This window comes from Amorphoplanes friuliensis DSM 7358 (genome assembly GCF_000494755.1).
GTDB lineage: Bacteria > Actinomycetota > Actinomycetes > Mycobacteriales > Micromonosporaceae > Actinoplanes > Actinoplanes friuliensis.
Genome location: NC_022657.1, coordinates 6,907,966 through 6,934,566 on the forward strand (window position 1 = coordinate 6,907,966; position 26,601 = coordinate 6,934,566).

Annotated in this window: 24 protein-coding genes; 13 read left to right on the forward strand and 11 right to left on the reverse strand. The window is 71.8% G+C overall.

Going from position 1 to position 26,601, the window contains the following annotated elements:
* Window positions 1-37 precede the first annotated feature (37 nt).
* Window positions 38-1,240, forward strand: coding sequence for an FAD-dependent monooxygenase (locus AFR_RS31920; RefSeq protein ID WP_023560949.1), 1,203 nt, complete (start codon window positions 38-40; stop codon window positions 1,238-1,240).
* Here AFR_RS31920 and AFR_RS31925 read toward each other — a convergent pair.
* Together AFR_RS31925 and AFR_RS31930 are read right to left on the reverse strand one after the other, a co-directional pair.
* Entirely contained in the window at window positions 1,188-1,844 is a 657-nt protein-coding gene (locus AFR_RS31925) for an HAD family hydrolase (RefSeq protein ID WP_023560950.1), read from the reverse strand. The genes AFR_RS31920 and AFR_RS31925 overlap by 53 nt on opposite strands.
* A complete protein-coding gene (locus AFR_RS31930) occupies window positions 1,841-2,707 on the reverse strand; it encodes an LLM class F420-dependent oxidoreductase (protein WP_023560951.1) in 867 nt (288 codons plus the stop codon). Before AFR_RS31930 ends, AFR_RS31925 begins: the two co-directional genes overlap by 4 nt.
* A gap of 291 nt (window positions 2,708-2,998) precedes the next feature.
* Between AFR_RS31930 and AFR_RS31935 the strand changes: the two genes are divergently transcribed.
* On the forward strand, window positions 2,999-3,988 hold the full coding sequence (locus AFR_RS31935) for a glycosyltransferase family 2 protein (protein WP_023560952.1): 990 nt from the start codon (window positions 2,999-3,001) through the stop codon (window positions 3,986-3,988).
* Here AFR_RS31935 and fgd read toward each other — a convergent pair.
* Together fgd and AFR_RS31945 are read right to left on the reverse strand one after the other, a co-directional pair.
* Complete coding sequence (fgd, locus tag AFR_RS31940) at window positions 3,982-4,983, reverse strand: glucose-6-phosphate dehydrogenase (coenzyme-F420) (protein WP_023560953.1); 1,002 nt, start codon at window positions 4,981-4,983, stop codon at window positions 3,982-3,984. The genes AFR_RS31935 and fgd overlap by 7 nt on opposite strands.
* Window positions 4,984-4,992: 9 nt before the next feature.
* Window positions 4,993-6,858, reverse strand: a complete 1,866-nt coding sequence (locus AFR_RS31945) for a sigma-70 family RNA polymerase sigma factor (RefSeq protein ID WP_041841295.1) — start codon at window positions 6,856-6,858, stop codon at window positions 4,993-4,995.
* Between the two features lie 228 nt (window positions 6,859-7,086).
* Here AFR_RS31945 and AFR_RS31950 point away from each other — a divergent pair, with 228 nt between their 5' ends.
* The 4 genes from AFR_RS31950 (at window position 7,087) to AFR_RS31965 (ending at window position 10,208) form a co-directional block, all read left to right on the forward strand.
* Complete coding sequence (locus AFR_RS31950; protein ID WP_023560955.1) at window positions 7,087-7,503, forward strand: ATP-binding protein; 417 nt, start codon at window positions 7,087-7,089, stop codon at window positions 7,501-7,503.
* Window positions 7,504-7,601: 98 nt separating this feature from the next.
* Window positions 7,602-8,762, forward strand: a complete 1,161-nt coding sequence (locus AFR_RS31955; protein ID WP_041841296.1) for a PP2C family protein-serine/threonine phosphatase — start codon at window positions 7,602-7,604, stop codon at window positions 8,760-8,762.
* A gap of 94 nt (window positions 8,763-8,856) precedes the next feature.
* Window positions 8,857-9,321 carry a MarR family transcriptional regulator gene (locus tag AFR_RS31960; protein ID WP_023560957.1) on the forward strand — a complete coding sequence of 155 codons (465 nt, stop codon included), beginning with the start codon at window positions 8,857-8,859 and terminating at the stop codon, window positions 9,319-9,321.
* Between the two features lie 14 nt (window positions 9,322-9,335).
* The gene (locus tag AFR_RS31965) at window positions 9,336-10,208 is read left to right on the forward strand and encodes an LLM class flavin-dependent oxidoreductase (protein WP_023560958.1); all 873 of its coding nucleotides are present in this window, start codon (window positions 9,336-9,338) and stop codon (window positions 10,206-10,208) included.
* A gap of 455 nt (window positions 10,209-10,663) precedes the next feature.
* On the opposite strand, the gene AFR_RS31970 is transcribed toward AFR_RS31965, so the two are convergent.
* Window positions 10,664-11,014 (reverse strand): histone-like nucleoid-structuring protein Lsr2, encoded by a 351-nt coding sequence (locus AFR_RS31970; RefSeq protein ID WP_023560959.1) that lies wholly within the window; start codon window positions 11,012-11,014, stop codon window positions 10,664-10,666.
* Between the two features lie 238 nt (window positions 11,015-11,252).
* Between AFR_RS31970 and AFR_RS31975 the strand changes: the two genes are divergently transcribed.
* Both AFR_RS31975 and AFR_RS31980 read left to right on the forward strand, forming a co-directional pair.
* On the forward strand, window positions 11,253-11,690 hold the full coding sequence (locus tag AFR_RS31975; RefSeq protein ID WP_023560960.1) for a hypothetical protein: 438 nt from the start codon (window positions 11,253-11,255) through the stop codon (window positions 11,688-11,690).
* An 83-nt stretch (window positions 11,691-11,773) separates the two neighbouring features.
* Window positions 11,774-13,057: a D-alanyl-D-alanine carboxypeptidase family protein gene (locus AFR_RS31980; protein WP_438829949.1), complete on the forward strand. Its 1,284-nt coding sequence runs from the start codon at window positions 11,774-11,776 to the stop codon at window positions 13,055-13,057.
* Between the two features lie 9 nt (window positions 13,058-13,066).
* Here the strand turns inward: AFR_RS31980 and AFR_RS31985 are convergent, their stop codons facing one another.
* Entirely contained in the window at window positions 13,067-13,564 is a 498-nt protein-coding gene (locus AFR_RS31985) for a DUF456 domain-containing protein (RefSeq protein ID WP_023560962.1), read from the reverse strand.
* A 113-nt stretch (window positions 13,565-13,677) separates the two neighbouring features.
* On the opposite strand from AFR_RS31985, the gene AFR_RS31990 reads away from it, so the two are divergent.
* From AFR_RS31990 to AFR_RS32000, 3 genes are all read left to right on the forward strand, one after another.
* Window positions 13,678-13,866 (forward strand): hypothetical protein, encoded by a 189-nt coding sequence (locus tag AFR_RS31990; RefSeq protein WP_023560963.1) that lies wholly within the window; start codon window positions 13,678-13,680, stop codon window positions 13,864-13,866.
* The gene (locus AFR_RS31995; RefSeq protein ID WP_023560964.1) at window positions 13,863-14,564 is read left to right on the forward strand and encodes a PIG-L deacetylase family protein; all 702 of its coding nucleotides are present in this window, start codon (window positions 13,863-13,865) and stop codon (window positions 14,562-14,564) included. The genes AFR_RS31990 and AFR_RS31995 overlap by 4 nt, the downstream gene beginning before the upstream one ends.
* Before the next feature lie 129 nt (window positions 14,565-14,693).
* Window positions 14,694-15,611, forward strand: a complete 918-nt coding sequence (locus AFR_RS32000) for a sigma-70 family RNA polymerase sigma factor (RefSeq protein ID WP_023560965.1) — start codon at window positions 14,694-14,696, stop codon at window positions 15,609-15,611.
* 52 nt (window positions 15,612-15,663) lie between these two features.
* Here AFR_RS32000 and AFR_RS32005 read toward each other — a convergent pair whose 3' ends face one another.
* Complete coding sequence (locus AFR_RS32005; RefSeq protein WP_084298205.1) at window positions 15,664-18,021, reverse strand: HelD family protein; 2,358 nt, start codon at window positions 18,019-18,021, stop codon at window positions 15,664-15,666.
* Window positions 18,022-18,186: 165 nt separating this feature from the next.
* Between AFR_RS32005 and AFR_RS32010 the strand changes: the two genes are divergently transcribed.
* Window positions 18,187-18,705 (forward strand): hypothetical protein, encoded by a 519-nt coding sequence (locus AFR_RS32010; protein ID WP_023560967.1) that lies wholly within the window; start codon window positions 18,187-18,189, stop codon window positions 18,703-18,705.
* A 100-nt stretch (window positions 18,706-18,805) separates the two neighbouring features.
* On the opposite strand, the gene AFR_RS32015 is transcribed toward AFR_RS32010, so the two are convergent.
* Complete coding sequence (locus AFR_RS32015) at window positions 18,806-19,654, reverse strand: sigma-70 family RNA polymerase sigma factor (protein ID WP_023560968.1); 849 nt, start codon at window positions 19,652-19,654, stop codon at window positions 18,806-18,808.
* A 249-nt stretch (window positions 19,655-19,903) separates the two neighbouring features.
* On the opposite strand from AFR_RS32015, the gene AFR_RS32020 reads away from it, so the two are divergent.
* Window positions 19,904-21,427 carry a DEAD/DEAH box helicase gene (locus AFR_RS32020; protein ID WP_023560969.1) on the forward strand — a complete coding sequence of 508 codons (1,524 nt, stop codon included), beginning with the start codon at window positions 19,904-19,906 and terminating at the stop codon, window positions 21,425-21,427.
* 68 nt (window positions 21,428-21,495) lie between these two features.
* Here the strand turns inward: AFR_RS32020 and AFR_RS32025 are convergent, their stop codons facing one another.
* The 3 genes from AFR_RS32025 to AFR_RS48510 all read right to left on the reverse strand — a co-directional run bounded on the left by AFR_RS32025 (window position 21,496) and on the right by AFR_RS48510 (window position 26,592).
* Entirely contained in the window at window positions 21,496-21,960 is a 465-nt protein-coding gene (locus AFR_RS32025; RefSeq protein WP_023560970.1) for a hypothetical protein, read from the reverse strand.
* Window positions 21,961-23,374: 1,414 nt separating this feature from the next.
* Window positions 23,375-23,893, reverse strand: coding sequence for a YceI family protein (locus AFR_RS32030; RefSeq protein WP_041841297.1), 519 nt, complete (start codon window positions 23,891-23,893; stop codon window positions 23,375-23,377).
* Between the two features lie 41 nt (window positions 23,894-23,934).
* The gene (locus AFR_RS48510) at window positions 23,935-26,592 is read right to left on the reverse strand and encodes an AAA family ATPase (protein WP_023560972.1); all 2,658 of its coding nucleotides are present in this window, start codon (window positions 26,590-26,592) and stop codon (window positions 23,935-23,937) included.
* Between the last annotated feature and the right edge of the window lie 9 nt (window positions 26,593-26,601).

Sequence of the window (26,601 nt, forward strand, 5' to 3'; positions counted from 1 at the left end):
AAATTACTGATACCGACGGACACAGTTTGGGGAAACCATGGACGTCCTGATTTCCGGTGCGAGCATCGCCGGGCCCGCGCTGGCTTACTGGCTGGGCCGGCACGGCTACCGGCCGACCATCGTCGAGATCGCCCCGGAGCTGCGGACGGGCGGCAACGCGGTCGACTTCCGCGGTCCGGTGCACCTGGGCCTGCTGGACAAGATGGGTGTCCTCGACGATCTGCGCGCGGTGCAGACCGGGGGCACGGTGATGCGTTTTGTCGACGAGAACGGCAACCGGGTGATGGAGATGCCGGCCGACTTCGCCGGCGGGGACATCGAGATCCTGCGCGGCGACCTGTCCCGGATCCTCTGCGCCGCTGCGGGTGACCGCACGGAATACCTCTTCGGCGACAGCATCACGGCGCTGGACGAGACCCCGGACGGTGTCGACGTCACCTTCGCCAGCGGGCTGCGCAGGACGTTCGACCTGGTCGTCGGGGCAGACGGAGTGCACTCGAACGTCCGGCGGCTGACCTTCGGGCCGGAACGGCAGTTCGTGCGGCACCTCGGGTACTACGTCGCCGGGTGGAAGGTGCCGGAAGCTCCCGGTCGTGAAGCCGTCGGCTACAACGTTCCGGGACGGCTCGCGTCACTCGGCGACGACCAGGCCTTCGTCGCGTTCTCGGCGCCGGAGCTCACCTACGACCGGCACGACCGCGACGCGCAGAAGCAGATCGTGCGCGAGCACTTCGCGGGGCTGGGCTGGCGGGTGCCCGAGCTGCTCGACGCCCTCGACCACGCCGGCGACCTCTACTTCGACCAGATCTGCCGGGTCGACATCAACCCGTGGTCGCGCGGGCGGATCGTGCTGGTCGGTGACGCGGCGTGCGGCGCGACGATCGGGGGCATGGGGAACGGGACGGCGGTCGTGGCGGCGTACACCCTGGCCGGTGAGCTGGCCGCCGCGGGCGGTGACCACACCGTCGCCTTCGCCCGGTACGAGGCCCGCATCAAGCCCTTCGCCCGGCGGGCCCAGCGGGGCGGGTCAGGCGCGGGACACTTCCTGGCGCCGCGCACGGCCCGTGGTCTGCGGATCCGCAACTGGCTGCACAACCAGGGCTGGTTCCTGAAGCTGACCTACCGGATCGCGGGCGACCGCAGCGGCGGCATCGACCTTCCGGATTACGACACCGCCGCCGGTCGCCTCAGCGCAGCTTCTCGACCACTTCGATCGTCAGCTCGTCCAGGCCGTCGATGACCAGGCTCGCCAGCGCGAGCGCGTCGTCGGCGGGCGGGTAGACACCGTGCGGAACGGCGATGACCGCGAGCCCGGCGGCACCGGCCGAGCGCAGGCCGTTGCTCGAGTCCTCGACCGCCGCGCAGGCCTCCGGAGCGAAGCCCAGCTGCTCACAGGCGGCCACGTAGACGTCCGGCGCCGGCTTGCCGCGCGGAACCTCCTCGGTGGACAGAGTCACCCGGAACGTGCCGGTCAGTCCGGCCGTCTCGAGGACCTGGTCGATGAGGATCCGTGCGGACGAGCTGGCCAGCGCCACCGGGAAGTGCGCGGCCAGGCGCCGGACCGCGTCGACCGAGCCCGGGATCAGCGGCAGGTCCGCGCGGTAGCGCTCGGCCATCCGGCCCAGGACGTCCGCGGCGACCTGCTCGGGACTGCGGGGCACGCCCACCTCGGCGCTCAGGTGGGTGGACCACTCCGGCGTGCTCATGCCCATCATCCGGCTCTGGCTGTCCGGGAGGAACGCCTTGCCGTGCTCGAGGACGTAACCGCGGCGTACCTCTTCCCAGACCTCCTCGGTGTCGATGATGACGCCGTCGAGGTCGAAAACGACCGCCCGCACCGTCACAGCGCCTCGATCGCGGGCATGACCTCGGTCCGCAGCGTCTCGATCTTGCCGAGATCGTGGACGCCGGCGACCATGCCGTGTCCGACGGTGATGCCGAGAGCGGCCAGCCGGGTCAGATCGGCGATCACCTCGCCGACCCGCTCACCCTTGGCGCCCGGGTCCAGGTTGAGGATCGCGGTCTTCTCGATGGTGTCGTAGTCGCGGCCCTCGGCGGTGCAGTGCTCCCGCAGGACGTCGAGCTTGTGCGCGACCTCGTGGCTGTCGAAGAGGTTGCACGAGTCGGCGTACTTCGCGACGAAGCGCAGCGTCTTCTTCTCACCGCCACCACCGATCAGGATCGGCGGGTGCGGCCGGGACAGCGGCAGCGGCGAGTTCAGCAGCCGGCCCAGCTGGTAGTGCTTGCCGTGGAAGGCGGTCTCGTCGCCGTGGAACATCTGCAGGCAGATCTGCAGAGCCTCCTCGAGGCGCTCGAAACGCTCGGCGGTGGGCGGGAAGAGCAGACCCAGACCCTGGGACTCCTCCTCGTTCCAGGCGGCGCCGATGCCGAGCATCGCCCGGCCACCGGAGAGCACGTCCAGGGTGGTCACCGCCTTGGCCAGCAGGCCGGGGTCACGGTAGACGACACCGGTCACCAAGGTCAGCAGCTTGGCCCGGCTGGTGTGCGCAGCGAGAAAACCGAGCGTCGTGTACGCCTCGAGCATCTCGTTCTCCGGCGTACCGAAGATCTGCCAGAGGTGGTCCATGACGCTGATGCGGTCGAAGCCGGCCTCGTCGGCGGCCGAGGCCACGTCGGCCAGCACGGGCCCGAGCCGGGGCGCGCCTTCCGGCCAGGTGAAATCGGCGATGTGCAGACCCAGTTTCACTGCGACGGTTCCTCTCGGACGGTGGGGTGATCCCCGCGAAGAACACTATCCTGCTGCATTCGCGCCCGGATTGCCCTTTATCGACGGCCGCTTTGTAACTCTCCGTAGTTTTATTCAGGTCCACAGGATGGACACTCAACCGTTTAAGGCGCACAGGAGCTGCAAATACCCGATGGGCCGGTCGGTTCGCCATGGTCACCGATCTGCCGAGTTGACGCACCGTAATCGATTGGTAAGTTGTTGACCGGTCCCACCCCGCAGACCCCCGTAACCCGCCGAGGAGCCACCGCCATGCCTCCCGCGCCGCGCCACGACCAGTGGTCGACCCCCTCCGTGACCGTGGTGATCCCCGCGCTCAACGAGGAGCACAACCTGCCCCTCATCCTCGAGAACCTCCCGCCGGTCGACGAGGTGATCGTGGTCGACGGCCGGTCGCACGACGACACCGTCGCGGTCGCCCGCGAGGTACGCCCCGACGTGGTCGTGATCCGCCAGACCCGTACCGGCAAGGGCAACGCGCTCGTCTGCGGTTTCGCCGCGAGCACCAGCGACATCATCGTCACGCTCAACGCCGACGGCTCGGCGGACCCGCAGGAGATCCCCCGCTTCGTCGACGCGCTGCTCTCCGGCGCCGAGGTCGCGCACGGTTCCCGTTTCCGCCCCGGCGGTGACCACCGTGACGCCGGAGCCCTCGAGCGCACCGGGCACCAGGCGCTGAGCCGTCTGGTCAACCTCTTCTTCGGGACACGGTTCACCGACCTCAGCTGCGGCTACAACGCCTACTGGCGTGCGCTGGTCCCGGCGCTCGACCTGCCCGCACCCGACGTCCGCGGCCCGAAACGCGGCCTGGCCTGGGGCGAGGGCCCGGAGATCGACACGCTGGCCACGATCCGGATGGCCGCGCAGGGACTCCGGGTGGTCGAGGTGGCCACGGTCGGATACCCGCGCCTGGACGGCGACCGGCCGCGCCGGGTGCTGCCGGCCGCGGTGCGGGCGGTGCGGACCGCCTACTCCGAATACGTACGCCGCTGGAAGATCGGCCGCCGCCCGGCGCCGCAACGCCGCCTGTCCGAGCCGCTCCGGCCGCTTCACGAGAACGAGCCCACGGGCCGTCATGCCGCCCGCCACTCGGTGCCGCCGCCCCCGCGCGACCGTGACGGTGGCCGGCGCGGACGGCGACGTCCCGACCTCACCGTCATTCAGGGCGAGGGCCGGGACGACCGCTGGGACGGCACGACGCACCTGCGCGCCGTCCCGGGGGAGAACTTCCGGAACTACTGAACGCGATCGCGGAGGCGGGGCAGGATCTCCTCGCCGTAAACGCGCAGGAACCTGTCCTGGTCGGGGCCGGGCGCGTGGAAGACCAGGTGCTTGAAACCCATGTCGAGGTACTCGGTCACCTTGGCGGCGTGCTCCTCCGGGTCGGAGGAGACGATCCACCGGGTCACGGTGCGGTCGACCGGGAGCTCGTCGGCCAGCCGCTGCATCTCGACCGGGTCCTCGACGCCGGTCTTCTCGTCCGGCGACAGCGCCAGCGCACCCCAGTACTGCGTGTCGTTGCGCGCCTTCTCCAGGTCGGGGTCGAAGGAGACCTTGACCTCGATCATCAGGTCGACGTCGTCCAGCGAGCGGTTCGCCTTCTCCGCCCCCTCGCGCACGGCGGGGAGCAACGTGTCCGTGTAGAGCTCGCTCCCCTTGCCGCTGGTGGTGATGAAGCCGTCGGCGATGCGGCCGGCGAGCCGGGTCGCCGCCGGGCCGGACGCGCCGATGTAGATCGGCACCGGCTGCTCGGGCTTGTCGTAGATCGTGGCGAGCTCGGTGCGGTAGAACGTGCCGTCGAAGGTGACCCGGTCCTCGGTCCAGAGCTGCCGGATCAGGGTCACCGCCTCCTTGAGGCGGGCGAAACGCTCCTTGCCGTCCGGCCAGTGGAGGCCGAGCGGCACCTCGTTGAGCGACTCCCCCGAGCCGACGCCGAGGATGACACGACCGGGCGCGAGGCAGCCGAGGGTCGCGAAGGCCTGCGCCACGACTGCCGGGTGGTACCGGAAGGTCGGGGTGAGCACGCTGGTGCCGATCAGCACCCGCTCGGTGCTCGTCGCGAGCGCGCCGAGCCAGGGCAGCGCGGCGGGCGCGTGCCCGCCGTCGTGCCGCCACGGCTGGAAGTGGTCGCTGACGAACACCGAGTCGAAGCCCTGGCGCTCCGCCTCGATGCCGTACCCGAGGAGTTCACGCGGCGCGAACTGCTCCGCCGATGCCTTGTAGCCGAACCGAATCATGATCCGACCCTATCCCGCGGCCTTGTACGCCTTACCCGCCTCGGTCGGAGTCGACGAGTCCTTGTAGAGCCCGAAGTCGACGCTGTCACCCACGGCGGGCAGGCCGAACCAGGCGTACCGCTCGACGAACGAGCGCTTCTCCATGCCGGCCGTGGTGCCCTTGATGAACGCCGCTTCCTGGGCGCCCGTCGGGTACTTCGGCGAGCCGGTGAAGTTCATCAGGCCGTACTCGGTGACCCAGATCGGCAGGTCGTACTTCTTGTGCACCGCGTCGACGTAACCCAGGAACTGCCCGACCGCGGCGTCGCTGAAGTCGGAGCCGTACCAGTGCAGGGTGATGAAGTCGACGCGCAGGTTCTTCGCCTTGGCGCCCTTCATGAAGCGGTCGAGCCAGCCGCCGTCCGTGTCACCGCCGTACGCCACCGCCGGACTGCCCAGGCGCATCCCGGTGTCCTGGAGCTTCGGCCAGTCGGCGAGGGCGTCCTCGACGCTCATGTTCGCCTGCCCGCCCATGTCCGGCTCGTTGAAGCCGAGCAGCACGTCGCCCTCCTTCTTCGCCTTGGCGAAGGTGGCGGAGGTGACGTTCGCCTTGCCCCAGATCATCGGCACGAACTCGACGTCCGACGGGGCCGGCATGGAGTCGTTGTCCGGTGCCCAGTTGTAGTACCAACCGGCGCCGACGTCGTCGAGCGCGCCCTTGATCCCCGCGAACTGCCAGGTGCCGACGCCCTTCTTGGCCGAGGTCTCGGTCGGCGGCACGGGTACGACGGGCGCCTTGGTCTTCTTCTTGGTCGGTGACGGCTTCGCGGACGGTGACACCGAGGTTGCGCTCGGGGTCGGTGCCGGCAGGGAGAGCTTCGGGGCGGGTGCCGCCGTCGACACGACGGCCGCGTTGGCGGCCGGCTTGTCGTCGTTGGTGTAGACCACCGCAGCGGCGCCACCACCGGCCACGGCGCCCGTCGCCAGCATGGCGGTCAGCACGCGGCGGCCGACACCGACGCCGCCCTTGACCGCGATCTTGGCCGCCAGGGCCTTGCCGGAGACCGCGTGGGCAACGTGCGAACCCGCCGCGTGGGCCGCGGTGTGTGCCCCGCCGAGTGCGGCCAGGCCGCCACCGCCGAGGGAGTGCGGCAGCGGGACGAGGGCCATGCCGACCAGGAGTTTCTCGGCGGCGACCAGCCCTGACCAGGCCGGCGAGCACTGCCGGCAGTCGCGGGTGTGCCGGGCGATGCGCTTGCGCCAGAGCGCGCCGGGCCGCCCGTCCCAGTCGGCGGTGAGCAGGCCCAGATCGGCGCAGGGCGGCGAGGCGGCGAGCGCCCGGACGACCACCCGGGCGGTCTCCAGCTGGCCCTTCATGCGCTGGATGCGGACCGCGGCGTGCTGGCGGGTCACCTCGATCGCGGAGACGATCTCGTCGCGGGTGAGCTCACCGGAGGCCTCCAGCCACCAGAGCGAGAGCAGCTCGCGGTTGTCCTCGTCGAGCCAGCGGGTGGCCTCGGCGGTCTCGCGGCGCTGGCCGGCCAGCTCGAGGCGGGTGATCGCCAGATCGGTGAAATCGGCACCCGGGTCGCGGACGTCGTCGGGCAGCAGCGCGTCGGGTGAGGCCCGGCGGACGCGGTACCGCTCGCGCACCTGGCGCACGGTGATCGCCACCAGCCAGGACCGGAACGCCTCGGGTTCACGCAGGTCACCTAGGTTGCGCAGCACCCGGAGCATGGTGTCCTGCACGACGTCGTCGACGTCGGCGTGCCCGTCCAGGGCCCGGCCGACGATCGTGTAGACGAGCGGCAGGTACCCCGCGACGAGGCGATCGACCGCGGCCGGGTCGCCGGCGCGGGCGGCGACGACCGTCGCGGTGTCCGGTTGAAACGCCATGGGTGTCGTGACCTCTCCGTGGAGCATCGATCATTGCTCGCGTCCGGCCTTTTGCCGACCACGGATAGGGAGACGGACCGAACGGCCTGCGATAACAAGAAGTTCGGACGGCCGGTTCCGGGACTCCTCAGCGCGTTCCGCACCACACCCGGGGTTAGCCCCGGCCCGCAGAGGGAACACCAAGGCATCAGCACGGACGACATCAGCTTCGGAGGGGGGCAGGATCTCATGCGCATCTCGTTGAAGCTCAATCTGCCCCGCGAGGTCGACAGCGTCCCTGCCGTACGCCGCCTGCTCCGCTGTGCGCTGGCGGTTTTCCACGTGCCCCGCCAGGACGGCGAGGACCTGGAGATCGCGCTGACCGAGGCCTGCGCCAACGTCGTCAAGCACGCTTCCGGTGCCGACGCCATCGAGGTCAGCCTCGACGTCGGTGCGGACCGCTGCGCCATCGACGTGTCCGACAACGGGTCGGGCTTCGACGCCCTCGCGGTGGCCGAGCCGGACGAGACCGGTGAGCACGGGCGCGGGCTGTTCCTGATCAAGGCCCTGAGCGACAACGTCCGGATGCAGTCGACCCCGCGCAACGGGAGCCTCATCCACTTCGAGAAGACGTTCGCACTGGCCGGAGGCCCCGGCTCACTCTGAGTCGTCATCACCCCCGGGGCACCTCGCTGCCCCTCACCGCGCTGAGACGCGCCCACCCCTATCATTCTTGCCGTACAGCAAATATTGCCGTACGACCAATGCCGGAGGGAGACCCGACCTTGTCCGACCGTCCGACGCCAGTCGGCGCGCTGCTGCGCGCGGCGCCGCCCGATCGGCTTCCCGAGGTGGTGGCGGACCATCTGCGCCGGCACTATGCCGCGGGCCGGACCGAGGTGCTGCTCGGTGACCTCATGCTCTCCAGCCTGTGGCCCGTGCTGGACCGCGACGGGCCCTCCGGCAACACCCTCGCGCTGCGCTGCTTCGGCAGCCAGCGGCCCGTCGTGGACATCGCCCACGACGCCAACCGGGTCTATCTGCCCTTGACCGCGTGGGGCGAACGCCTCGGCGTCCTGGTCGTGCAGACCACTCTGCCGTCCGGCACGGGACTGACCGACGAGTTGTCCGTGATCGCGGACGAGTTCGCCGTCGCCCTGCGCGCCGCCGACGTCGTCACCGACCGGTACAGGCAGGTCACGCGGCGCGAGCGCCTCACCATGGCGGCCGAGCTGCAATGGGAGATGCTCCCGGGCCGCTCACTGGGCGACGACCGCTTCCTGGTCGCCGGTCAGCTGCAGCCCGCGTACGCCGTGTTCGGCGACCACTACGACTGGTCGCTGATCGGTGACCGGCTGACGCTGACCGTGCTCAACGGTCACGGCGACGGTCTCGACGCCGCGGTGCTGACCACCGTGGCGGTCAACGCCATGCGGAACGCCCGCCGCTCCGGTGCCAACATCGTCGAGCAGGCCGAGCTCGCCTCCGACGCCCTCTACTCCCGGTACGGCGGAGCCGCGCACGCCGCCACCCTGCTGCTCGAGATCGACCTGGTCGGCGGCCGGGTCGAGGCCGTGGACGCCGGCTCGCCGCGGGCCGTGCTGGCCCGCGAACGCGAGATCCGGCCGGTGACCCTGGAACAGCAGCTGCCGCTGGGCATGTTCGGCGAGACGCGGTACGAGACGCAGCGCTTCCTGCTCGAACCGGCCGACCGGCTGCTGGTGGTGAGCGACGGCGTGCACGCGGCGTCACCCGGCGGCCGGGCTCCCTACGGTGAATCTGCCCTGTTGACTGCTTTGCGCCGGACGCGCCTGCAGCCCGCCACCGAGGCAGTCGGTACGGTGATGCGTGGCCTCCGCGAATATCACGCCGGCACCGAACCGGAGGACGACGCCGTCACCGTGTGCCTCGACTGGCGGCGATGACCATCGTGGTCCAGGCTTGAGGAATCCGATGAACCTGGTACGCCAGCCCGCCCCCAGTTCCAGCATTCCCAGTTCCAGCACACAGAGGACCGGCATGGAGCGCGTCACAGACGTCGCCGCGGCGGTGGAGTCGACGGTCGAGTCGCTGCTCGGCGTCTTCGAGACGGCCCGGCTCGCGCAGTCACCGGCGGTCCCTCCGGCCCAGCTGCGCGTCCTCACGATCATCTCGCGTTCCCAGCACACCAACATGAGCCGCCTGGCCGAGGCCCTCGACGTGGTGCCGTCGTCGGCGAGCCGGCTCTGCGACCGTCTGGAGGCCACCGGTCTGCTGCGCCGGGTGCCGGACCCCCGCGACCGGCGCGAGGTGCGGCTGCTGCTCACCCCCGCGGCCGGGCGTCTCCTCGACGAGCTGCGCGAACGCCGCCGTGCGGCCCTCGCCGAGGTGCTGGAACGCATGAGCCCGGCCCGCCGCGCCGATCTGGTGCTGGCCCTCGAGGCCTTCGACATCGCGGCCGGCACCGAGGCGGACGGTGACGCGGACGGTCTCCGTTCGGCTTGAGCTATCGTCCTCGCGTGCGCATCGGCATCGTGATCCTTCCCGACGAACGCTGGTCCGTGGCGGGCCGCCGCTGGCGCCGGGCCGAGGAGTACGGCTTCGACCACGCCTGGACGTACGACCACCTCGGCTGGCGTGACCTGGTCGACGGCCCGTGGTTCGACGCGGTGCCGACGCTGACCGCCGCGGCGATGGTGACCCGCCGGATCCGTCTCGGCACGTTCGTCGCGTCGCCGAACTTCCGCCACCCGGTGCACTTCACCCGGGAGATCACCGCGCTCGACGACATCTCCGAGGGCCGGCTGCTGCTGGGTGTGGGCGCGGGCGGCACCGGCTTCGACTCGGCCGTGCTGGGGCAGCCGGAGCTGACCCCGCGCCGGCGGGTCGACCGCTTCACGGAGTTCCTGACCGTGCTCGACCTGCTCATGCGCAACGACCGGGCCGACTTCGAGGGCGAGTTCTACCGGGCGGTCGACGCCCGCAGCATTCCCGGGCCGGTCCAGCGCCCACGGCCGCCGTTCGTGGTCGCCGCCAACGGCCCCCGGGCCCTGCGGCTGGCAGCGCGTTTCGGCGACGGCTGGGTGACCACGGGTGCGCAGGCCGTCGACGACGAGGAGGCCTGGTGGCGCTCGGTCGCCGAGGTCAGCGAGCGTTTCGGTGAGGCCGAGGCCCAGGCGGGCCGCAAGCTCGACCGCTATCTCAACCTGGACTCGTCGCCGGTTCTCTCCCTGAGCAGCCCGGACGCTTTCACGGACGCCGTGGGCCGCGCGGCACGGCTCGGCTTCACCGACGTCATGACGCACTGGCCGCGGGCCACGAGCTGGTACGCCGGCGACGAGAAGGTGCTGGAAACGATCGCGCCGATGCTGCCGGAACTCCGCGCTTCCTGAGCCCGCGGGACCGCTGTACCGGAATCTTTGCGGGGCCGGGCCATTCCGTCTCCGGGTGGCCCTATACCGGCCGGGATCGTTGCGCCGCAGCCATTCGCGCCACCGGCGGCCTTTACCGGGCCACACTTAGATGACCGTCACCGACCGGCTCACCCGGGGGACCCGGCGGAGCTTTCGGCCGCGGCCGGGCCTTTCCCGGCCCACCCCTGCCGTTAAGGCATCGCAGCACCCGGTCTTAACACACCGGACGGCTTTCCGGGCCGTGTTTCCCCGCGGCGGCCCGAGCCTTTACCGGATCGCAAGCTGTGGTCCGGCGACGACTGCCGGGCGTTTAGCGGATCGGGGGCCGCGGTCCGGCCGCAACGGATCCGGTGGCCCGGCAATGGACACAGACACATCGACCGCGGGCATTGCCGCGGTCGATGTGGTCCGATCGTGTCCGGCCGGTGGCCCGGTCAGCGGCCGTGTGCCGCCCGGTAGGCGCTGCTGATGCTCTGCGGGATGCGGCCGCGCTCGGAGATCTGGTGGCCCTGCTCGGCCGCCCATTCCCGGATCAGGCGATTTTCGTCGCGGCTGCCCGCCGTGCGTGTAACGCTCGCGGGCCGGCCCGGGCCCCGGCCGGAACCGCTGCGGCCGATACGCGTTCCGGCGGTGATGAACGGATCCAGCGCCTTGCGGAGCTTGCCGGCATTGGCCTCGGAAAGGTCGATGGTGTAGCTCGTCCCGTCGAGGCTGAACTCGACCGTCCGGTCGGCCGGCTTTCCGTCCAGGTCGTCGATGAGGGTGGTGATTACCTGCCGCGCCATAACGACTCCTGACGTAATCCGAAGAACCGCGCTCAGTCTCGCCTGTGACGCACTCCGCGCGCAACAGTTCTGCGGGATTTCACAGAATATCGGCGACGCGGGCAATTATCAGTGGTGTGACCTTCACTAATTGCAACCGTCCTATTCCGGGGAATCGCCACCGGCGGAGATCGGAGGAGTCGCGGGCCCGCAAAACCCGGGTGGCTGACAGCGCCCGGATGCCGTTAGGGTCGTCGCCATGGAAGCCGACGACGACCGTGCCGCCTGGCACGAGCAGCGCCGGCAGGCCGTCGCGGGCCACGCCGCCGCCCTCGAGGCCGGCCGGGCCGCCGAGGCCGCTCAGGCGGGCGAGCTGCTCACCGGCTTCGTCCGTGCGGCCGCCGAGCGCGGCCTGCCGCCCGGCCCGCTGAGCGCCCGGTCGTTCGACGGCGGCGCGACCTACCGCACCCGCCTGCGCGGGTGGTACCTGAAGGCGAACCGTTCGGTGGCCGTCGGCGACGACGGCTGTTTCTACGTTCTGACCGTGCCCTCGTCGCTGCGGGCCCGTTTCACGGGTGCCGAGGTGTCCCCCAGCACGCCCCGGCTGATCGTCGGCGCGGGCGGCGGCGACGGTGAGACCATGCCCTTGGCGCAGTTGCTGCAGCGCCGACTCGATGCGGGAGCCGTCTGGCCGTGAAAAGTGGCGACACCCCTTCCACGACCCGCCGACGTGTCGTGGCGGCCTTCGCCGCCGCCGTGACCACGTTCGCCGCCGCTGCCGTGCTGCCCGCCGGGATCACCCCGGCCCAGGCCGCCACCGCCAAAGCGGCCACTGCCAAGGCCGCCGCGGCCAAGGCCTCCACTACCAAGGCCGCCGCGGCCAAGGCCGACATTCCGTGTCCGCGGCCGAAGGTGAAGCCGCCCAAGGGGCGCCCGCCGCGACCGGTCCCGCCGCCGGACGACCCCGTGCTGCGGGCTGTCGGCGGCGACGCCCTCGACACCGACGGGCTGATCGTGCCGCCGGGCTCGAAAAAGCCACCCGCCCTGACCGCCACCAGCTGGCTGGTCGCCGACCTGGACACCGGCGAGGTGCTCGGCAGCTGCGGCCCGCACGTCTACGGCACCCCGGCCAGCGTGCAGAAGCTCCTGCTGGTCGCCACCGTCATGGACAAGCTCGACCCGAAGCAGACCATGACCGTCACCGAGGGCGACCTCGACATCGAGGTCAACAGTTCCGCGGTGGGCCTGCTCAAGGGCGGGAAGTACGACATCCGCACGCTCTGGCTCGGCCTGCTGCTGCAGTCCGGCAACGACGCCGCGAACGCCCTGGCCCGCCTGGGCGGGGGCAAGGGCGGGCAGCCGGCCACCGTCGCCGCGATGAACGCCGAGGCGAAGCGGCTGGGTGCGTACCAGACGCACGCCGAGACGCCGTCCGGCCTCGACGGGCCCGGGCAGTTCACCAGCGCGTACGACCTGGCGCTGATCGCGCGGCAGTGTTTCGAGAAACCGGACTTCCGCAAGTACGCGCTGACGGAGAGGACGCAGATCCCGGCCCAGAAGAAGTTGAAGAAGGGCGGGTTCCAGATCCAGAACGAGAACAAGCTCATCTACAACTACAAGGGCGCGCTCGGCGGCAAGACGGGCTTCACCACGCTGGCCCGGCACAGTTATGTCGGCGGGGCCGAGCGCAACGGCCGGCGCCTGGTCGCGACCGTGCTCGGCGCCGAGGCCGCACCGCTGCGCGGCTGGCAACAGGGCGCCGCCCTGCTGGACTGGGGCTTCTCGCTGCCCAAGGACGCCTCGGTCGGCAAGCTGGTCGAGCCCGACGGCGCCGACGTCAAGGGCACGGCCGCCGACGCGAGTGTGGCTCCGCCCGCGCCGGCCCCGTCAGCACCGGCCCCGGCCGCGGCCCGCGCGGCCGGAGGGCGTGGGCTGTCACTCGGCCTGGCCGCGGCGCTCGCGGTGATCCTGGCCGCCACCCCGCTGCTGCTCCTGCTCACCCAGCGACGCCGGCGCCGCCTCCGCCGCCGGCCCGGGCGCGACCCGGTGGTCCTGCCCCGCTGAGAGATCCGGTCAGGTCGCGAGGAGACCGAAGACCCAGATCACGGCGACGGCGAGCGCGGCGGCGAACTCGACCAGCAGTGACAGGCCCACGGCACCGAGGGCCTCCCGGGTCGACGGCCACGCCTGGCCGGGTCCGAGCCGGACGCGCTCGGCCAGCCACAGCCCCAGGATGAAGCCGAGCACCAGGCCCACCACCGGCACCACGAAGAAGCCGACAACTCCGAGCACCCCGCCCGCGAGCATCGACGAGGTCGGCACCCCGGTGCTCTTCAGGCGCTTGCCCGGCCACAGGTACTTGACGACCGTGCCACCGGCGGCGACCACCGTGGCCAGCGCGAGCACCACCCAGCGGCCGGTGCCGGCGTCACCCAGGAGCGCCCAGAAGAGCACCGCGAGCCAGCACAACAGCAGCCCCGGGAGCACCGGGATCACCACGCCGAGGATCCCGGCGAGCAGGACCACGGCGGTGATCAGACTGACGGTGGTGCCGCTGTCGGTCAGATCCATACCGATCAGCCTGCCGTAGCCGCGCCACAACCCTCAACCCGGGGACCCGGCGGCCGATGGACACTCAGCGCCGCCGAACCCCCTCGGCGGCGGCAGTCCCCCCGGAGGCCGCTGTGGCTCGTGTCTTCTCCTCGTGGACCGGACGGATAGCCCTCGTCACCGGTGCCACGGCGGCTGTCCTGGCCGTGATCACGATGCTGGTCGCGCTGGGTGCCGGCTCCGGTGGCCAGGTGGGCGCACTCGTGGTCAGCATCGTCTTCGCCGCCGGCGCCTTCGCCGTACGGAAAAGGAACCCGGCATGACCCGCAGCGTCCTGGCCGTGGGCACCCACCCCGGCGACATCGAGTTCGGGTGCGCCGGCACCCTGGCGGCCCACCGGGCCGCCGGCGACTCCGTCACCATGCTGGTCCTGACCTGCGACGGGCCCGACACGGTACGCAGCCGGCAGGCCGAAGCCGCCGCCCGCGCCCTCGACTGCCTGCTCGTCTGGGGTCCGCAGGCCGCCGAACGCCGTTCCGGTGACCGCCGGGCGAACACCCGCGGGCCGGGCGACCGCCGTGCCCGCCACAACCGTTCCGAGCTGCCCTGGGGCACCGGCCCGGTCGCCTCCGACGCGATGACGGTCGCCGCCATCGAGAACGTGCTCACCGGGGTCGACGCCGACGTCGTCTACGTGCACGCGCCCGACGACGCGAACGCCGAGCACCGGGCCGCCGCGGTGGCCACGCTCGCCGCCGCCCGGCACAGCGGCCGCATCCTGCACTACGCCGGCGACTCGACCCTGAGTTTCGCCCCGGCGCTGTTCGTCGACATCTCGCCCTACCTGGAGCGCAAGCTGGCCGCGCTGGCCGAGGCGCCGCACCCGATCGACCCGGAGCTGCCGACCGGGACAGCCCGCCACTTCGGCGCCCAGGCCCGGGTCCGGTACGCCGAGGCCTTCGCCCCGGCCCGTTTCGTGTGGGACCTGGCGACCGCCGACCTCCTCGCCCGGAGCACTTGAGGAAAAGATCCGGTGCAACCGGTACGCAACTGATTGCGACCGGAAGGTGTACCCAGCGTCACGCAAAGTTCTCCCTTGTCAGCCGGTGCCCACCAGCCGCGGGCCACCGACAACACACGGGGGATTCACATGACCAGCACCATGACGACCGCTGCCGACCTTGCCGCCGACACCGCGACCGCCGTGCCGGCCCTGTCCGCCCGCGAGCAGGAAGAGCTGATCCGCACCCACATGCCGCTCGTCGGCCACCTGGTGCGTGACATGCTCTCCCGCATCCCGAACCACATCCACCGCGACGACCTCACCAGCGCCGGCCTGCACGCCCTGGTGACCGCCGCCCGCGGCTGGGACCAGACCCGCGGCATCCCGTTCCACCGCTTCGCGACGACCCGCATCCGCGGCGCCATCCTCGACGAGCTCCGCTCGCTGGACTGGGCGACCCGCTCGGTGCGCACCAAGGCCCGCGCCACGGACACGACGCGTCAGCAGCTGACGACGACGCTGGGCCGCACCCCGACCAACGAGGAGCTGGCGCAGGCGCTCGGCACCACGACGACGGACCTGCACCAGACGGACAACGACGTGCAGCGCGCCACCGTGCTGTCGCTGCAGGGCTTCACCACCAGCAGCGCGGACGACCTGGTCACCGAGCGCACCCCGGGCCCGGAGGACATGCTGATCCGCCGCGAGCAGATCGGTTACCTGCACCACGCCATCGCCGCGCTGCCGGAGCGGCTCCAGGTCGTCATCACCGAGTACTTCCTCAAGGAGCGGCCGATGGCCGACATCGCCGCCGACCTGGGCGTGACCGAGAGCCGGATCAGCCAGCTGCGCGCCGAGGCGCTCTCGCTGCTCAAGGACGGCCTCAACACGCACCTCGACCCGGAGCTGGCGCCGGCACCGGAGAACCCGGAGAGCATCACCGCGCGCCGCCGCGCCAGCTACTACGCCAACATCGCCGGCAACACCAACCTGCACTCGCGTCTGGCCATGACCAACGCGCAGGGCTTCACGCCCCTGGCCACCCCGGTCCGGACGGCTGCCTGACCAGGGCGACAACGGTGAGGGCCGGCGCACACGCGCCGGCCCTCTTCCGTTGTCAGGCCAGGGCGTTCAGCACCTTCGGCAGGTCGGCGGTGTGCAGCACACCGAGCCCGCGGGTCGCCCGCGTGACCGCGACGTAGAGGTCACTCAGCCCGCGCGGGCTCTCCGCGACGATCCGGTCCGGCTCGACGACGATCACGCTGTCGAACTCCAGACCCTTCGCCTGCCGCACGGTCAGCAGCACGATCTGGTTGAGCAGGTCGGGCTGCTCCCCCACGGCCGCCTCCGGGATCGCCGCGGTCAGCTCACGGCCGAGCGACTCCTCCAGCCCGGCCGGCACCAGTACGCCCACACGACCGTCCCCGACCTCGGACGCTTCCCTGCGTACCGTGGTGATCAGCTCCTCGGCGAGCGCGCCGGGCCGCACGCGGGCCGCCCACGGCTCGACGCCGGCGGTCCGGACCGACCGGGGCGGCTGCAGCGACGGGTCGACCGCGGCGAGCACGTCCGCGGCCACCGCCATCACCTCGGCCGGGGTGCGGTAGTTCACGGTCAGCTCGGCGAGACGCCAGCGCTGCGCGACGTAGGGCTCGAACACCTGCTCCCAGGTGGTCGTGCCGGCCAGCTCACCGGTCTGCGCCACATCGCCGACGACGGTCATCGACCGGCTCGGGCAGCGGCGCATGAGCAGACGCCAGGCCATCGGCGACAGCTCCTGCGCCTCGTCGACGATCACGTGCCCGAAGACCCAGTTGCGGTCGGCCGCCGCACGCTCGGCCGCGGTCCGCGTGTCGATCACCTCGTGCCGCTCGACGAAGGAGCTCGCGTCCACGACGTCGATCGCGGACAGCACCTCTTCTTCCTCGTCCTCGAAGTCCAGCGAGCGCGAGCCCTCGACGATCTCGAGCACACCCTCGGCGTACTCGATGGCCTGCTCGCGTTCGCGGGCCACCGCCCGGGACCGCAGTGTGTCGTCCACGCCGAGCAGCTCGGCCAGCTCGTCCAGCAGCGGCACGTCGGCCGGGGTCCAGCGGTCGCGGTGACCGCGCAGCAGCAGCGCCCGCTCGTCGCCGGTCAGCTCCGGCGCCGCCGAGGCCAGCCGGTCGGCGTCGCTGAGCAGGTCACGCAGCACCTGCCGCGGGGTGAGGACCGGCCACAGGTCGAAGAGCGCGGCCTGGACGTCGATGTCCTCGCGCAGCTCCCGCCGGGTCTCGGCCAGATCGGCCTCCTCCAGCAGGTTGTCACCGCCGAGCGGGTCGGCGCCGATGCGCTCGGCGATCTGCAGCGACAGCGTGTGGATCACCGACGTGACGAAGATCGACCGGGCCAGGTTGTGCGGGCGCCCCGAGTTGCGGGCCTCGGCACGCGCGTCCTCGCACACCTCACGGTCGATGCGCAGCGGGAAGCCGTCGTGATCGACCTCGACGTAGTCGTCCGGCACGGTCTGCCGGTCGGCGACCGCCGCCGCGAGCACGTCGAGCATGTCCGTCCGGCCCTTGAGCGCCGCGGCGGCCGGCGCCTCGTCGGCCCGGGCCGTCACGCCGGGAAACATATCCCCCAGGGTGGCGAGCAGCACGCCCGTCTCGGCCAGTGAGGGCAGCACCTGGGAGATGTAGCGCAGGAACGTCGCGTTCGGACCGAGGATCAGCACACCCTGCTTGGTGAGCTGCGCGCGATACGTGTAGAGCAGGTACGCGGCTCGGTGCAGCGCCACGGCCGTCTTGCCCGTACCCGGTCCGCCCTGAACGACCATGACCCCCGGCAAGCCGGCCCGGATCACCTCGTCCTGCTCGGTCTGGATCGTCTCGACGATGTCGCGCATGCGGCCGGTGCGGTTGGCGGTCAGCGCGGAGAGCAGCGCCGCCTCACCGGTCACATCCTCACGACCGCCGTCGGTGCCGGCGGCCAGGTCGAGCACCTCGTCGTCGATGCCGGTCAGCTCGCGGCCCCGGGTCCGCAGATGGCGCCGGCGGGTCACCCCCTCGGGGGACACCGCGGTGGCCAGATAAAAGGCCCGCGCCGCGGGCGCGCGCCAGTCGACGAGGAGCGGATCCTGATCACGGTCCTCGGCGAAGAGCCCGATCCGGCCGATGTAGCGGGGATTGTCGGCCGAAAAATCGAGCCGGCCGAAGGCCAGACCGTTCTCGACCGCATTCATCTGGGCGAGCTGCTCGGCCCAGTGACTCCGGGTCGCCTCCCGCTGGGAGCGGCCCTGCGGCGTGCCGCCCGCCTCGAGCAGAATCGCCCGCAGCCGCTCGTCGGCCTGGTCACGCAGCAGGTCGAGGCGGTCGTAGAGCGTCGCGAGGTAGGCCTTTTCGGACTCGATGTCGTCGTTCCGCAATGTTTCCGTACCGGCGGCGGAGCTTGACAAAGCTACTCCCTGTTGTGGTAGCATTCCGAGGTCAGCGACCATTTGTGGTCGCTTTTTTCGTTTCCTGGAAACGGCCAGAATAGCCCACGCTCGTGTCGGGCGGCGACCTCTGTTGCCCGGGTTACGGCCGGACGGGCAAGTGTAAGGAATCCGTCACCGCAAGGCCTTGCCCGTTACGCCGGGCGGCCCATCGACATTAAGCGGTGCATGAACCACAGCCACCCGTTCCGACGCCTCGGCGCGCTGGCGCTCATCGCCGCCGCCGCACTCACCTTCACCTCCGCCTGCACCGACGACGAGGCCGACGCCCCCGCCGGCAACGCGGCCGCCGCGGCAGCAGCCGGGCCCGAAGCCAAGACCATCGAGGGCGCGAAGGCCGCCGCTCAGATCACGTTCGACCGTTTCAGCGGAGGTGACTTCGCCGGCGCCTGGGACATGTACACCGCAGCCGGCAAGAAGGCCATCACCAAGGAAGACTACGTAAAGCTCAACACCGCCTGCTCCCGCAAGGGTCTCGCGATCCAGCTCAGCAGCGCCCGCATGGAGGGCGCCGACCGCGCCGTCGTGATCGCGAAGCAGCTGGTCGCGGCGCAGTCGTACACCATGGTCTACGAGGCCGAGGGCTGGCGCCTCGAGCCCGCCAAGGAGGGCCTGGCCCTCTACGCCAAGGGCGCCGACAAGGCCATCGCGGCCCAGAAGAAGGCCGGGACCTGCGCCAACGCGTGATCCCCCGTTCTTGCTGAGGCCGGTCCCGTTCGGGGCCGGCCTCAGGCCGCCGCTTTCGTTCGGGGCCGGCTTCAGGCCGCCGTTTTCGTTCGGGCCGGCCTCAGGCCGCTACCGGGAGGCCGTCGAGGCCGGTCACCGCGAGGCGGTCACGCAGGCCACCACGGGTGGCGATCTGGTCGTAGTACGCCGCCCGGCGACGGGCGACACACCCCTCCTTGGCCGGGCTCTGGGCGGCCAGCGCCGGGTCGAGGTGCGTGTTGAGGCCGTCCTTCAGCAGAGCCAGCGCCTCCGCCCGCAACTGCGAGACCCGCGACTCCGTCACCCCGAGCTCCACTGCGATCTGCGCCATCGGACGCTCCTCGAAGAAGTACCCGGTGATGACCGCCCGCAGCCGCTCCGGCAGCACGTCGATGGCGTGCTTCAGATAACCGAGGCGCTCCCGGCGGATCAGCATCTCCTCCGGGCCGGCACTCGGCTCGGTCACCATGTCGTCGGCGCCGGCCGTCGCAAAACCCTGCAGGCTGAACACCACGGCCCGCTGCACGTCGTCGTCGGCGGACTCGATGTCCTCCACCGAACACCCCAGATGCCCCGCCACCTCGGCGATCGTCGGCGTCCGCCCCAGCTCGGCCGTCAGTTCCTGCCGGGCCGTGTCGGTGCGCCGGGCCCGCTGCCGCACAGACCGCGACGCCCAGTCCAGGCCGCGCAACTCATCCAGCAGAGCCCCGCGTACGCGAGCAGCGGCGAACCGCGCGAACGGCACACCACGCTCGTCGTCGAAACCACGGGCCGCCGCCACCAGGGCCGCGTACCCGGCGGACAGCAGATCGTCCCGGTTCACATGGGCCGGTACCCGGGCCAGCATCTCCCGCACCAGGTGGCCGACGAGCGGCATGTGCGCGCGTACGACGTCCTCGCGACGGCGGTCGAAGACAACAACACCGTTCATGGGGGGTCACTCCTCGGGTACCGGCCGGCGGGGGGAGACCGGCACTGAGGAGAAACGGTGATCGTCAGCGGGTGCAGGACAGGTCACACACGGGTGCAGGGGGGTTGCAGTCGATCGGCGCGTACACTTGATCTCGCGGCCCGCCCAGTTCTGCCTCGGGCCGCCTTTGGATCGACCACCACGCGCCGCGACCCGTGTAGGTCTGCGCCGGGCAGGACGACCCCTTCAAACTTCGGAGTCAACACCTACATGTCCTCGTTCATTGACCTCGGCGTGCCCACCAAGCTCGCCGCGGCCCTTGCCGACCTCGGCATCACTTCTCCTTTCCCGATCCAGGCCGCCACGCTGCCCGACTCGCTCGCCGGCCGTGACGTCCTCGGCCGCGGCCGCACCGGCTCCGGCAAGACGTACGCCTTCGTGCTGCCCGTCCTGGCCCGCCTCGCGGAGAGCAAGGCCCCGCGCCGCCCGATGCGGCCCCGCGCGCTGATCCTGGCGCCGACCCGCGAGCTCGCCACCCAGATCGAGGCGACGCTGGCACCCCTGGCCGAGCTGCTGGGCCTGCGCACCCTCACCGTCTTCGGCGGTGTCGGCGCCAACCCGCAGATCCGCGGTCTCAAGGCCGGCGTCGACGTGCTCGTCGCCTGCCCCGGCCGGCTCGCCGACCACATCCAGCAGGGTTACGCCAGCCTGGACGCGGTCCAGATCACCGTGCTCGACGAGGCCGACCACATGGCCGACCTCGGCTTCCTCCCGGTGGTCCGCCGCCTGATGGACGGCACACCCCGCGACGGCCAGCGCATGCTCTTCTCCGCCACCCTCGACGGCGGCGTGGACGTCCTGGTCAAGCGCTTCATGCACAAGCCGGTCACCCACCACGTCGACTCGGCCGCCGAAGCCCCGATCGAGATGGCCCACCACGTCCTGCACGTGCGCCACGACGACCGCTTCCCGGTCCTGGTCGACCTGACCGCGGCGCCGGGCCGCACGGTCGTCTTCACCCGCACCAAGCGCCGGGCGAAGACCCTGACCCGCCAGCTGGTCCAGGCCGGCGTCCCCGCGGTCGAACTCCACGGCAACCTCGCCCAGAACGCCCGCAACCGCAACATGGCGGCGTTCTCGGACGGCACCGCGCAGACCCTCGTCGCCACGGACATCGCCGCCCGCGGCATCCACGTCGACGACGTCGCCATCGTGATCCACGCCGACCCGCCGGTCGAGCACAAGGCCTACCTGCACCGCTCCGGGCGTACGGCCCGGGCCGGCGCGCAGGGCACGGTCATCACGCTGATGACCGACGACCAGCAGAGTGAGGTCCGCGACCTCACCCGCAAGGCCGGCATCAAGCCGACCACCACCAAGGCCCGCCCGGGTGACGCCCTCCTCGCCCAGCTGGCACCGGGCGAGCGCACCTACAGCGCGCCGGTCTCCCCGGTCCCCGAGCCGGAGACCGACAACGCCGGCGGTCGCACCCGTCGCCCCCGCCCGGCAGGCACGGGCGGTGGCCGCGGTGCCGGCGCAGCCCGCGGCACGGGAGCCGCTCGCGGCTCCGGTGCGGCCCGCGGTGCCGGTGCGCCCCGCACGGGCGGCGACCAGCCGACCCGCGGCGGCCAAGGCGGCGGTCGCTCCCAGAGCGGCCACACCCAGGGCACCCGCTCCCAGGGCGGCGCCTCCCGCGGCCGTCGCGGCGGCACGGGCTCCACGGCCGTCCACACCAGCCAGTCCTCCAGCGGCGGCGCCGCGGCCTTCTCCTCCCGGAGCCGGGCCGCCCGCTAGATCGTCAACCGGGCGCCCGTCCGCGACTGCCTCCCAGCAGCCGCAGACGGGCGCCCGTTGTCATCCCCTCAGGACTGTGACGTCCAGCCCGCCAACCCGATGACCTCAGCGGCAATGTCGGCGACCGGCCGCCCGTCGGTGGCAACCCGATGCACCCACCCCGGGCTGAACTCATCAAGCTCCCGAGCAGCCACGTCGCTACGCTCGACATGCCGCTCCAACGCCGACCCGATCTCACGCCGCGCCAGCCGCACCCTCGCCGTGGCGTCACTGGCCGTGAGCAGCACCGCCACAACCCGCGGATCGTCACCCATGGCCGCGGTCAGCTCGTCGACAAACCGGACGCTCACCGTGTTGGTGTAGACCATCCGCCGATAACCGAGCTCCCGGTAGTTGGCCCACATCGCGCCCAGGTTCCGCGCACCCAGGTTGTGCTCCCACGGCGGCGGATAGGCGAGATCGAGGTTGTCACCCTCGATCAGGCAATGGTGGATCCGGGCCTCGGACAGCTGCTCGTGGATCTCGTTGCCCACGCTGCTCTTCCCCACCCCGGACCGCCCACCAAGAAAAACCACCTCACTCCGCCCCACCAACCCACCGTAACCAAACCCCCTCCACCCACCGCCCAGCCACTCCACAGACCCACACTCATCCGCCCAGCGATGCCCGATCAGCCAGCCGGTTCGGCGACGGCCGGATCGAGCACCAGGCGGGTCGCTCCAGCCGGGGCGGCCACGGCCGAACCGGGCCCGGCGACCAGACCGACCAACAGCAGGATTGGATGACCGACTGGACCCGGCGCGGCTGGGTCGCGCGCCGGGCGGGTCGGGCACCGGGCGGGTCGAGAACCCGGCCAAGTAGCGCCACACCAGCCGGAACGGGCGCAGCCGGGTCGGATGAGCGGCCAGATCGCGCAACGGCCAGGGCGGGCACCAGCCGGGCGGGCAGCCGGATCCGGCACGGGCCGGGTCAGATGTCCGGCCAGATCAAACGCGGCCGGATCGAGCAACGACCAGGTCGGGCAACGGCCGGGGTGGCGCGACGAGATCGGGCACCGGCCCCGTTGTATTGCCCCCTTGGGTCGCGCGCGTCGGCTGGGTCGGGTAACGCCCAGATCCAGCAACGATTAGATCGGGCAACGCCCAAATCGGATGCGCCCAGATCGGGCACCGGCCGGATCGGATGGCCAGCTGGCCGAATCGGGCTTGGCCAGGTTGCACAACCGGCTGGATCGGGCGCCAGATGGATCGGGCACCGGCCGGATCGGGCGCGACGGGGTCACGCGCCGTGCGAATCACGGACCGGCCGGGCGGGCGCAGCCGAATCCGGCACCGGCCGGGTTTGGATAACCGGCCCGGGGTCACGCGCATCGGCTAGGTCGGGCACCGGCCGGGCCGGGCGCGACGGGGTCTGGCACTGGCCGGGTCGGGCGCGACAGGATCGGGCGCGACACGATCGGGCGCGACAGGATCGGGCGCGGCACGATCGGGCGCGACAGGATCGGGCGCGGCACGATCGGGCGCGACAGGATCGGGCGCGACAGGATCGGGCGCGGCAGGATCGGGCACCCGCGGACCTGGACAGCAAGCTGCAGCAACCATGCCGCCGGACCACCTCTCGCCCTCGCCTCCGAGCCCCAGAAGTCCCGGTGGGCGAGGTAGAGAAAGGCCTTTAATCCGAGAAACGACGGGCCCCACAGTGTCCAAAGCGGACAGCTGCTCAAAGGCCATCGTGCTGCGATGCCTTGCCTGGCGCGGGTTTTGGGAAGCACGGAGCTGGCAGGGTGGGGGTGGCTGCTCATGAGCCGCCAGGCGATTGGCCACCCCCGCCCGGTCTCGGCGGGAGCGACGGCCGGCGCCATGCAACCACGCACGACATGACTTTGAACTTCGCCCTGAGCCGGAAACCGTCTCGGCGGAAGCGATGGTCGCAACTACGAGGCTGCGATCAGCCCGCTGTCGCGACGCACTCGATCCTTACCTTTACGTGGCGGGCGATCAGGCCGCGGCCTGCTGTCACGCCGGCGGCGATGCGGTCGATCGTGGTCGTTGCGGTGAAGCGGTAGCCGTCCGCGACCGGAACCGCTTCGGTGAGGTGCAGGTTGATCGGGGCGGAGCCGCCGCGCAGGGCGAGGATGCCGGTCAGCTGCCAGCCTTCGGGGGTGCGGGTCACGGCGGTGCTGCGGAAGCTGATCACCGGGTGGCTGTCGGTGGCGAGGAAGCGGTGGCCGAGGACGTCTTTGTCGCGGCGTTTGTCGTCGGTGGTGAAGCTGGTGGCGTCGAGTTCGGCGGAGACCGTGGAGTGTTCGGGGTCGGCGGCGATCATCAGGGTGCCGGAGCGGACCGTCAGGGTGGCGTCGACCGGTTTCAGGCCGAGGAAGTGCGTGGCCGTGAGGTGGACGGTCGTGCGGCGCGGGTCGATGCGGTAAGTGCCGGGGCGGGCTGTGGTGGTCACATCGGGTGTCATGGTGGGAAGCCTGGTCGGCCGCGGCGGGAAAGGCCTCAGTGCTACCGCTGAGAGGTGGTACGTATCCAGGTGGCGATCTGGGTGCGGTTGGTCAGACCCAGCTTGGCGAGCAGGTTGCGGACGTGGGTTTCGACGGTGCGTTCGGAGAGGACCAGGTCGGCGGCGATGGTGCGGTTCGGGTGGCCTTCGGCGACCAGGTGGGCGATTTCGCGTTCGCGGGTGGTGAGGGCGCCGGCGCCGGAGGTTTTGTCGGCGAGGGTTTGGGCGGCGGTGGCTACCGGGGGCATACCGAGGCGGCGGGCAGCGGTGGCTGCCTCGGTCGCGAGGTCTTGCGCTCGGCGGCGGTCGCCCGGTGCGGCACGGGAGATAAGGGCTTGGGCGAGGCCGAGTTTGGCGTGGGCTTCGAAGGGTGGTGAGGACGCGTCCATCGTGACCGCGGTGGTGAGGTGGCGGACCGCGGCGTCGTGGTCGCCCAGGGCGGAGGCGATCGTGCCGAGGGAGCGGGCGGTCGCGCCGTAGCAGCTGGTGGTGTTGTTCAGGTGGATGTGTTCGTAGCGGACCGTGCGGTCGTAGCACTTGCGGGCTGATTCGAGGTCGCCCAGCCAGGCGGCCAGTTCGCCGGAGGTGATCAGCACGTAGGTGCGGCGGCCGTCCGGGGGCAGGCCGGCGAGGATCGGGCGGAGGTTCTGCCAGCACAGTTCGACGGTGGTGGTGTCGCCCGCGTCCATCGCTGTCCGGCCCAGCTGGGCGGCCGCGATCGGGACCGTCAGGAGCGAGGTCAGCCATTCCGCGGCCCGGCCCAGGTACTGCTCCGACCGGCCGGTGTGCAGGGCCAGCCCGCCGCCGAACGCGTAGAAGAGCTGGGCGCCGGCGCCGTCCTGGGTGCGTACGGCCAGGTCGCGGGCTTCCAGGGCGAGCTGTTCGGCCTCGGTGAACCGGCCCGCGAGGAGGCTGCGGGCGGCCCGGGCGCGCAGCAGGTGCCAGCGGGCGAGCGGCCAGCCGAGCCGGTCCGCGAGCGTGGACAGCCGCGCGGTCTCCTGTTCGACGGCCGTGGTGTCGCCGCGCATCAGGAACATGTCGATGCGCCACGTGCGGCCCCACAGCTCGGCGTCCGGGCGGTCGAGGGAGCAGCTGCGGTCGGCGAGGGCCAGGACAACCTCGGGCTGGTCGAACGGGTCGACGATCTGGTGCCGGGCGTGAACGGCCGCGGCCACGTCGTCGGGGTCACCGGACTCCTCGGCCAGGGTCATGGCCTCGGCGCTGATCTCGCCGGCCCGGCGCACGTCACCACGCTCGGCCAGCAGGTACGCGTACTGCGCGAGCACCCGCGGATGACGTCCGGCGAGGGCCAGGGCGCGTTCACACAGGACCTCGAGCGCCGGGCCGTGCGCGCCGGCGACACCACGCACCACGAGCGCAGCCTCGACGGCCAGGGTGGGGACACCCGCGCGTTGCACGGCGGTGCAGTCGGCGATGGCGTGATCGAGGCGGCCGTCCGCATAAGAGGCGAGCGCCCGCGCCAGCCGGTCGGCGGGTGAGTCGGCGAGGTCGATCGTGTGGTCGTGCCAGCGGATCGCCTCGGCGAAGTCCAGCGCGGCCGCGGCGGCAGCACGGCAGGCCGCCACGGCGGCCTGCCGCGACTCGGCGTCCACGGCGCAGCGCACCCGGTGCCGGGCGATCTCGGCGGGTGCGGCACCGGCGTCGGCGAGGGCATCGGCCAGGCGGTGGTGCCAGGCGATGCGTTCGGCGCGGGCCAGGTCGTCGTAGCGGGCCTGGCGGACGAGGTCGTGCGCAAAACGCAGCAGTGCCGGCCGCCACGGGTCGTCGGTCAGGACCCCGGCGTCCAGGGCTTCCGTGAGCAGGTCGTCGACGGCGGCCGGCTCCGGGGCGGCCGCCCGCAGCACGGCGACGTCGATCTCGGCGCCGAGAGCCGCGGCGCCGCCGAGCAGGTCACGGCAGGCGGCGCCGAGCTGGGCCGTCCGCCGGCCGACGAGGCGGCGCAGCTCGGTGGGCACGCCGACACCACCGGCCGGGCGGCGCAGTCTGTCCTCACGGGACAGTTGCCGGGTCAGTTCCCTGACGTAGAGAGGGTTTCCGCCGCTGAGGCGGTGCACGACCGGCGTCCAGGAGGCGTGCGCGGCGGGACCGAGGTACGCACCCACGGCCGCGGGCTCCCACGGCTCGAGGCGCAGCACCTCCGCACCCGGCACGTCGTCGAGCGGGAACGGCGGCCGGGCCGTGGCGATCACCAGCAGGCGGGAGCCGGGCAGCTCACGGCTGAGCAGCCGCAGCAACGCCAGCGACCCCGCGTCGGCCCAGTGGAGGTCCTCGAGCACCAGCACGAGGTGGCCGGTTTCGCGGAGCGCGCGCACGGTCCGCTGCGCCACCCGGAAGCGTGCCGCCGCCGGGGACTCCCCCGCCGCCGTGGCCGCGGTGAGCAGCTCGGGCGGCAGACCGGGAAGGTCCTCGATCAGCCGCAACCACGGCCAGTACGCGGGTGCGCCCTCGTCGGGCACCGCCCGACCGGTGGCCACGGTGGCGCCGGCCGCCGTAGCCCGGGCCACCGCCTCCTCGACCACCGTGGTCTTGCCCATGCCGGCCTCGCCGACGAGCAGCGCGGCACCGCCCTCCCCGGCAGCGGCGGCAGCACGCAGCCGGTCGAGGGCGACCACCTCGGGCACCCGTCCGACCAAGCCCACGGCATCACC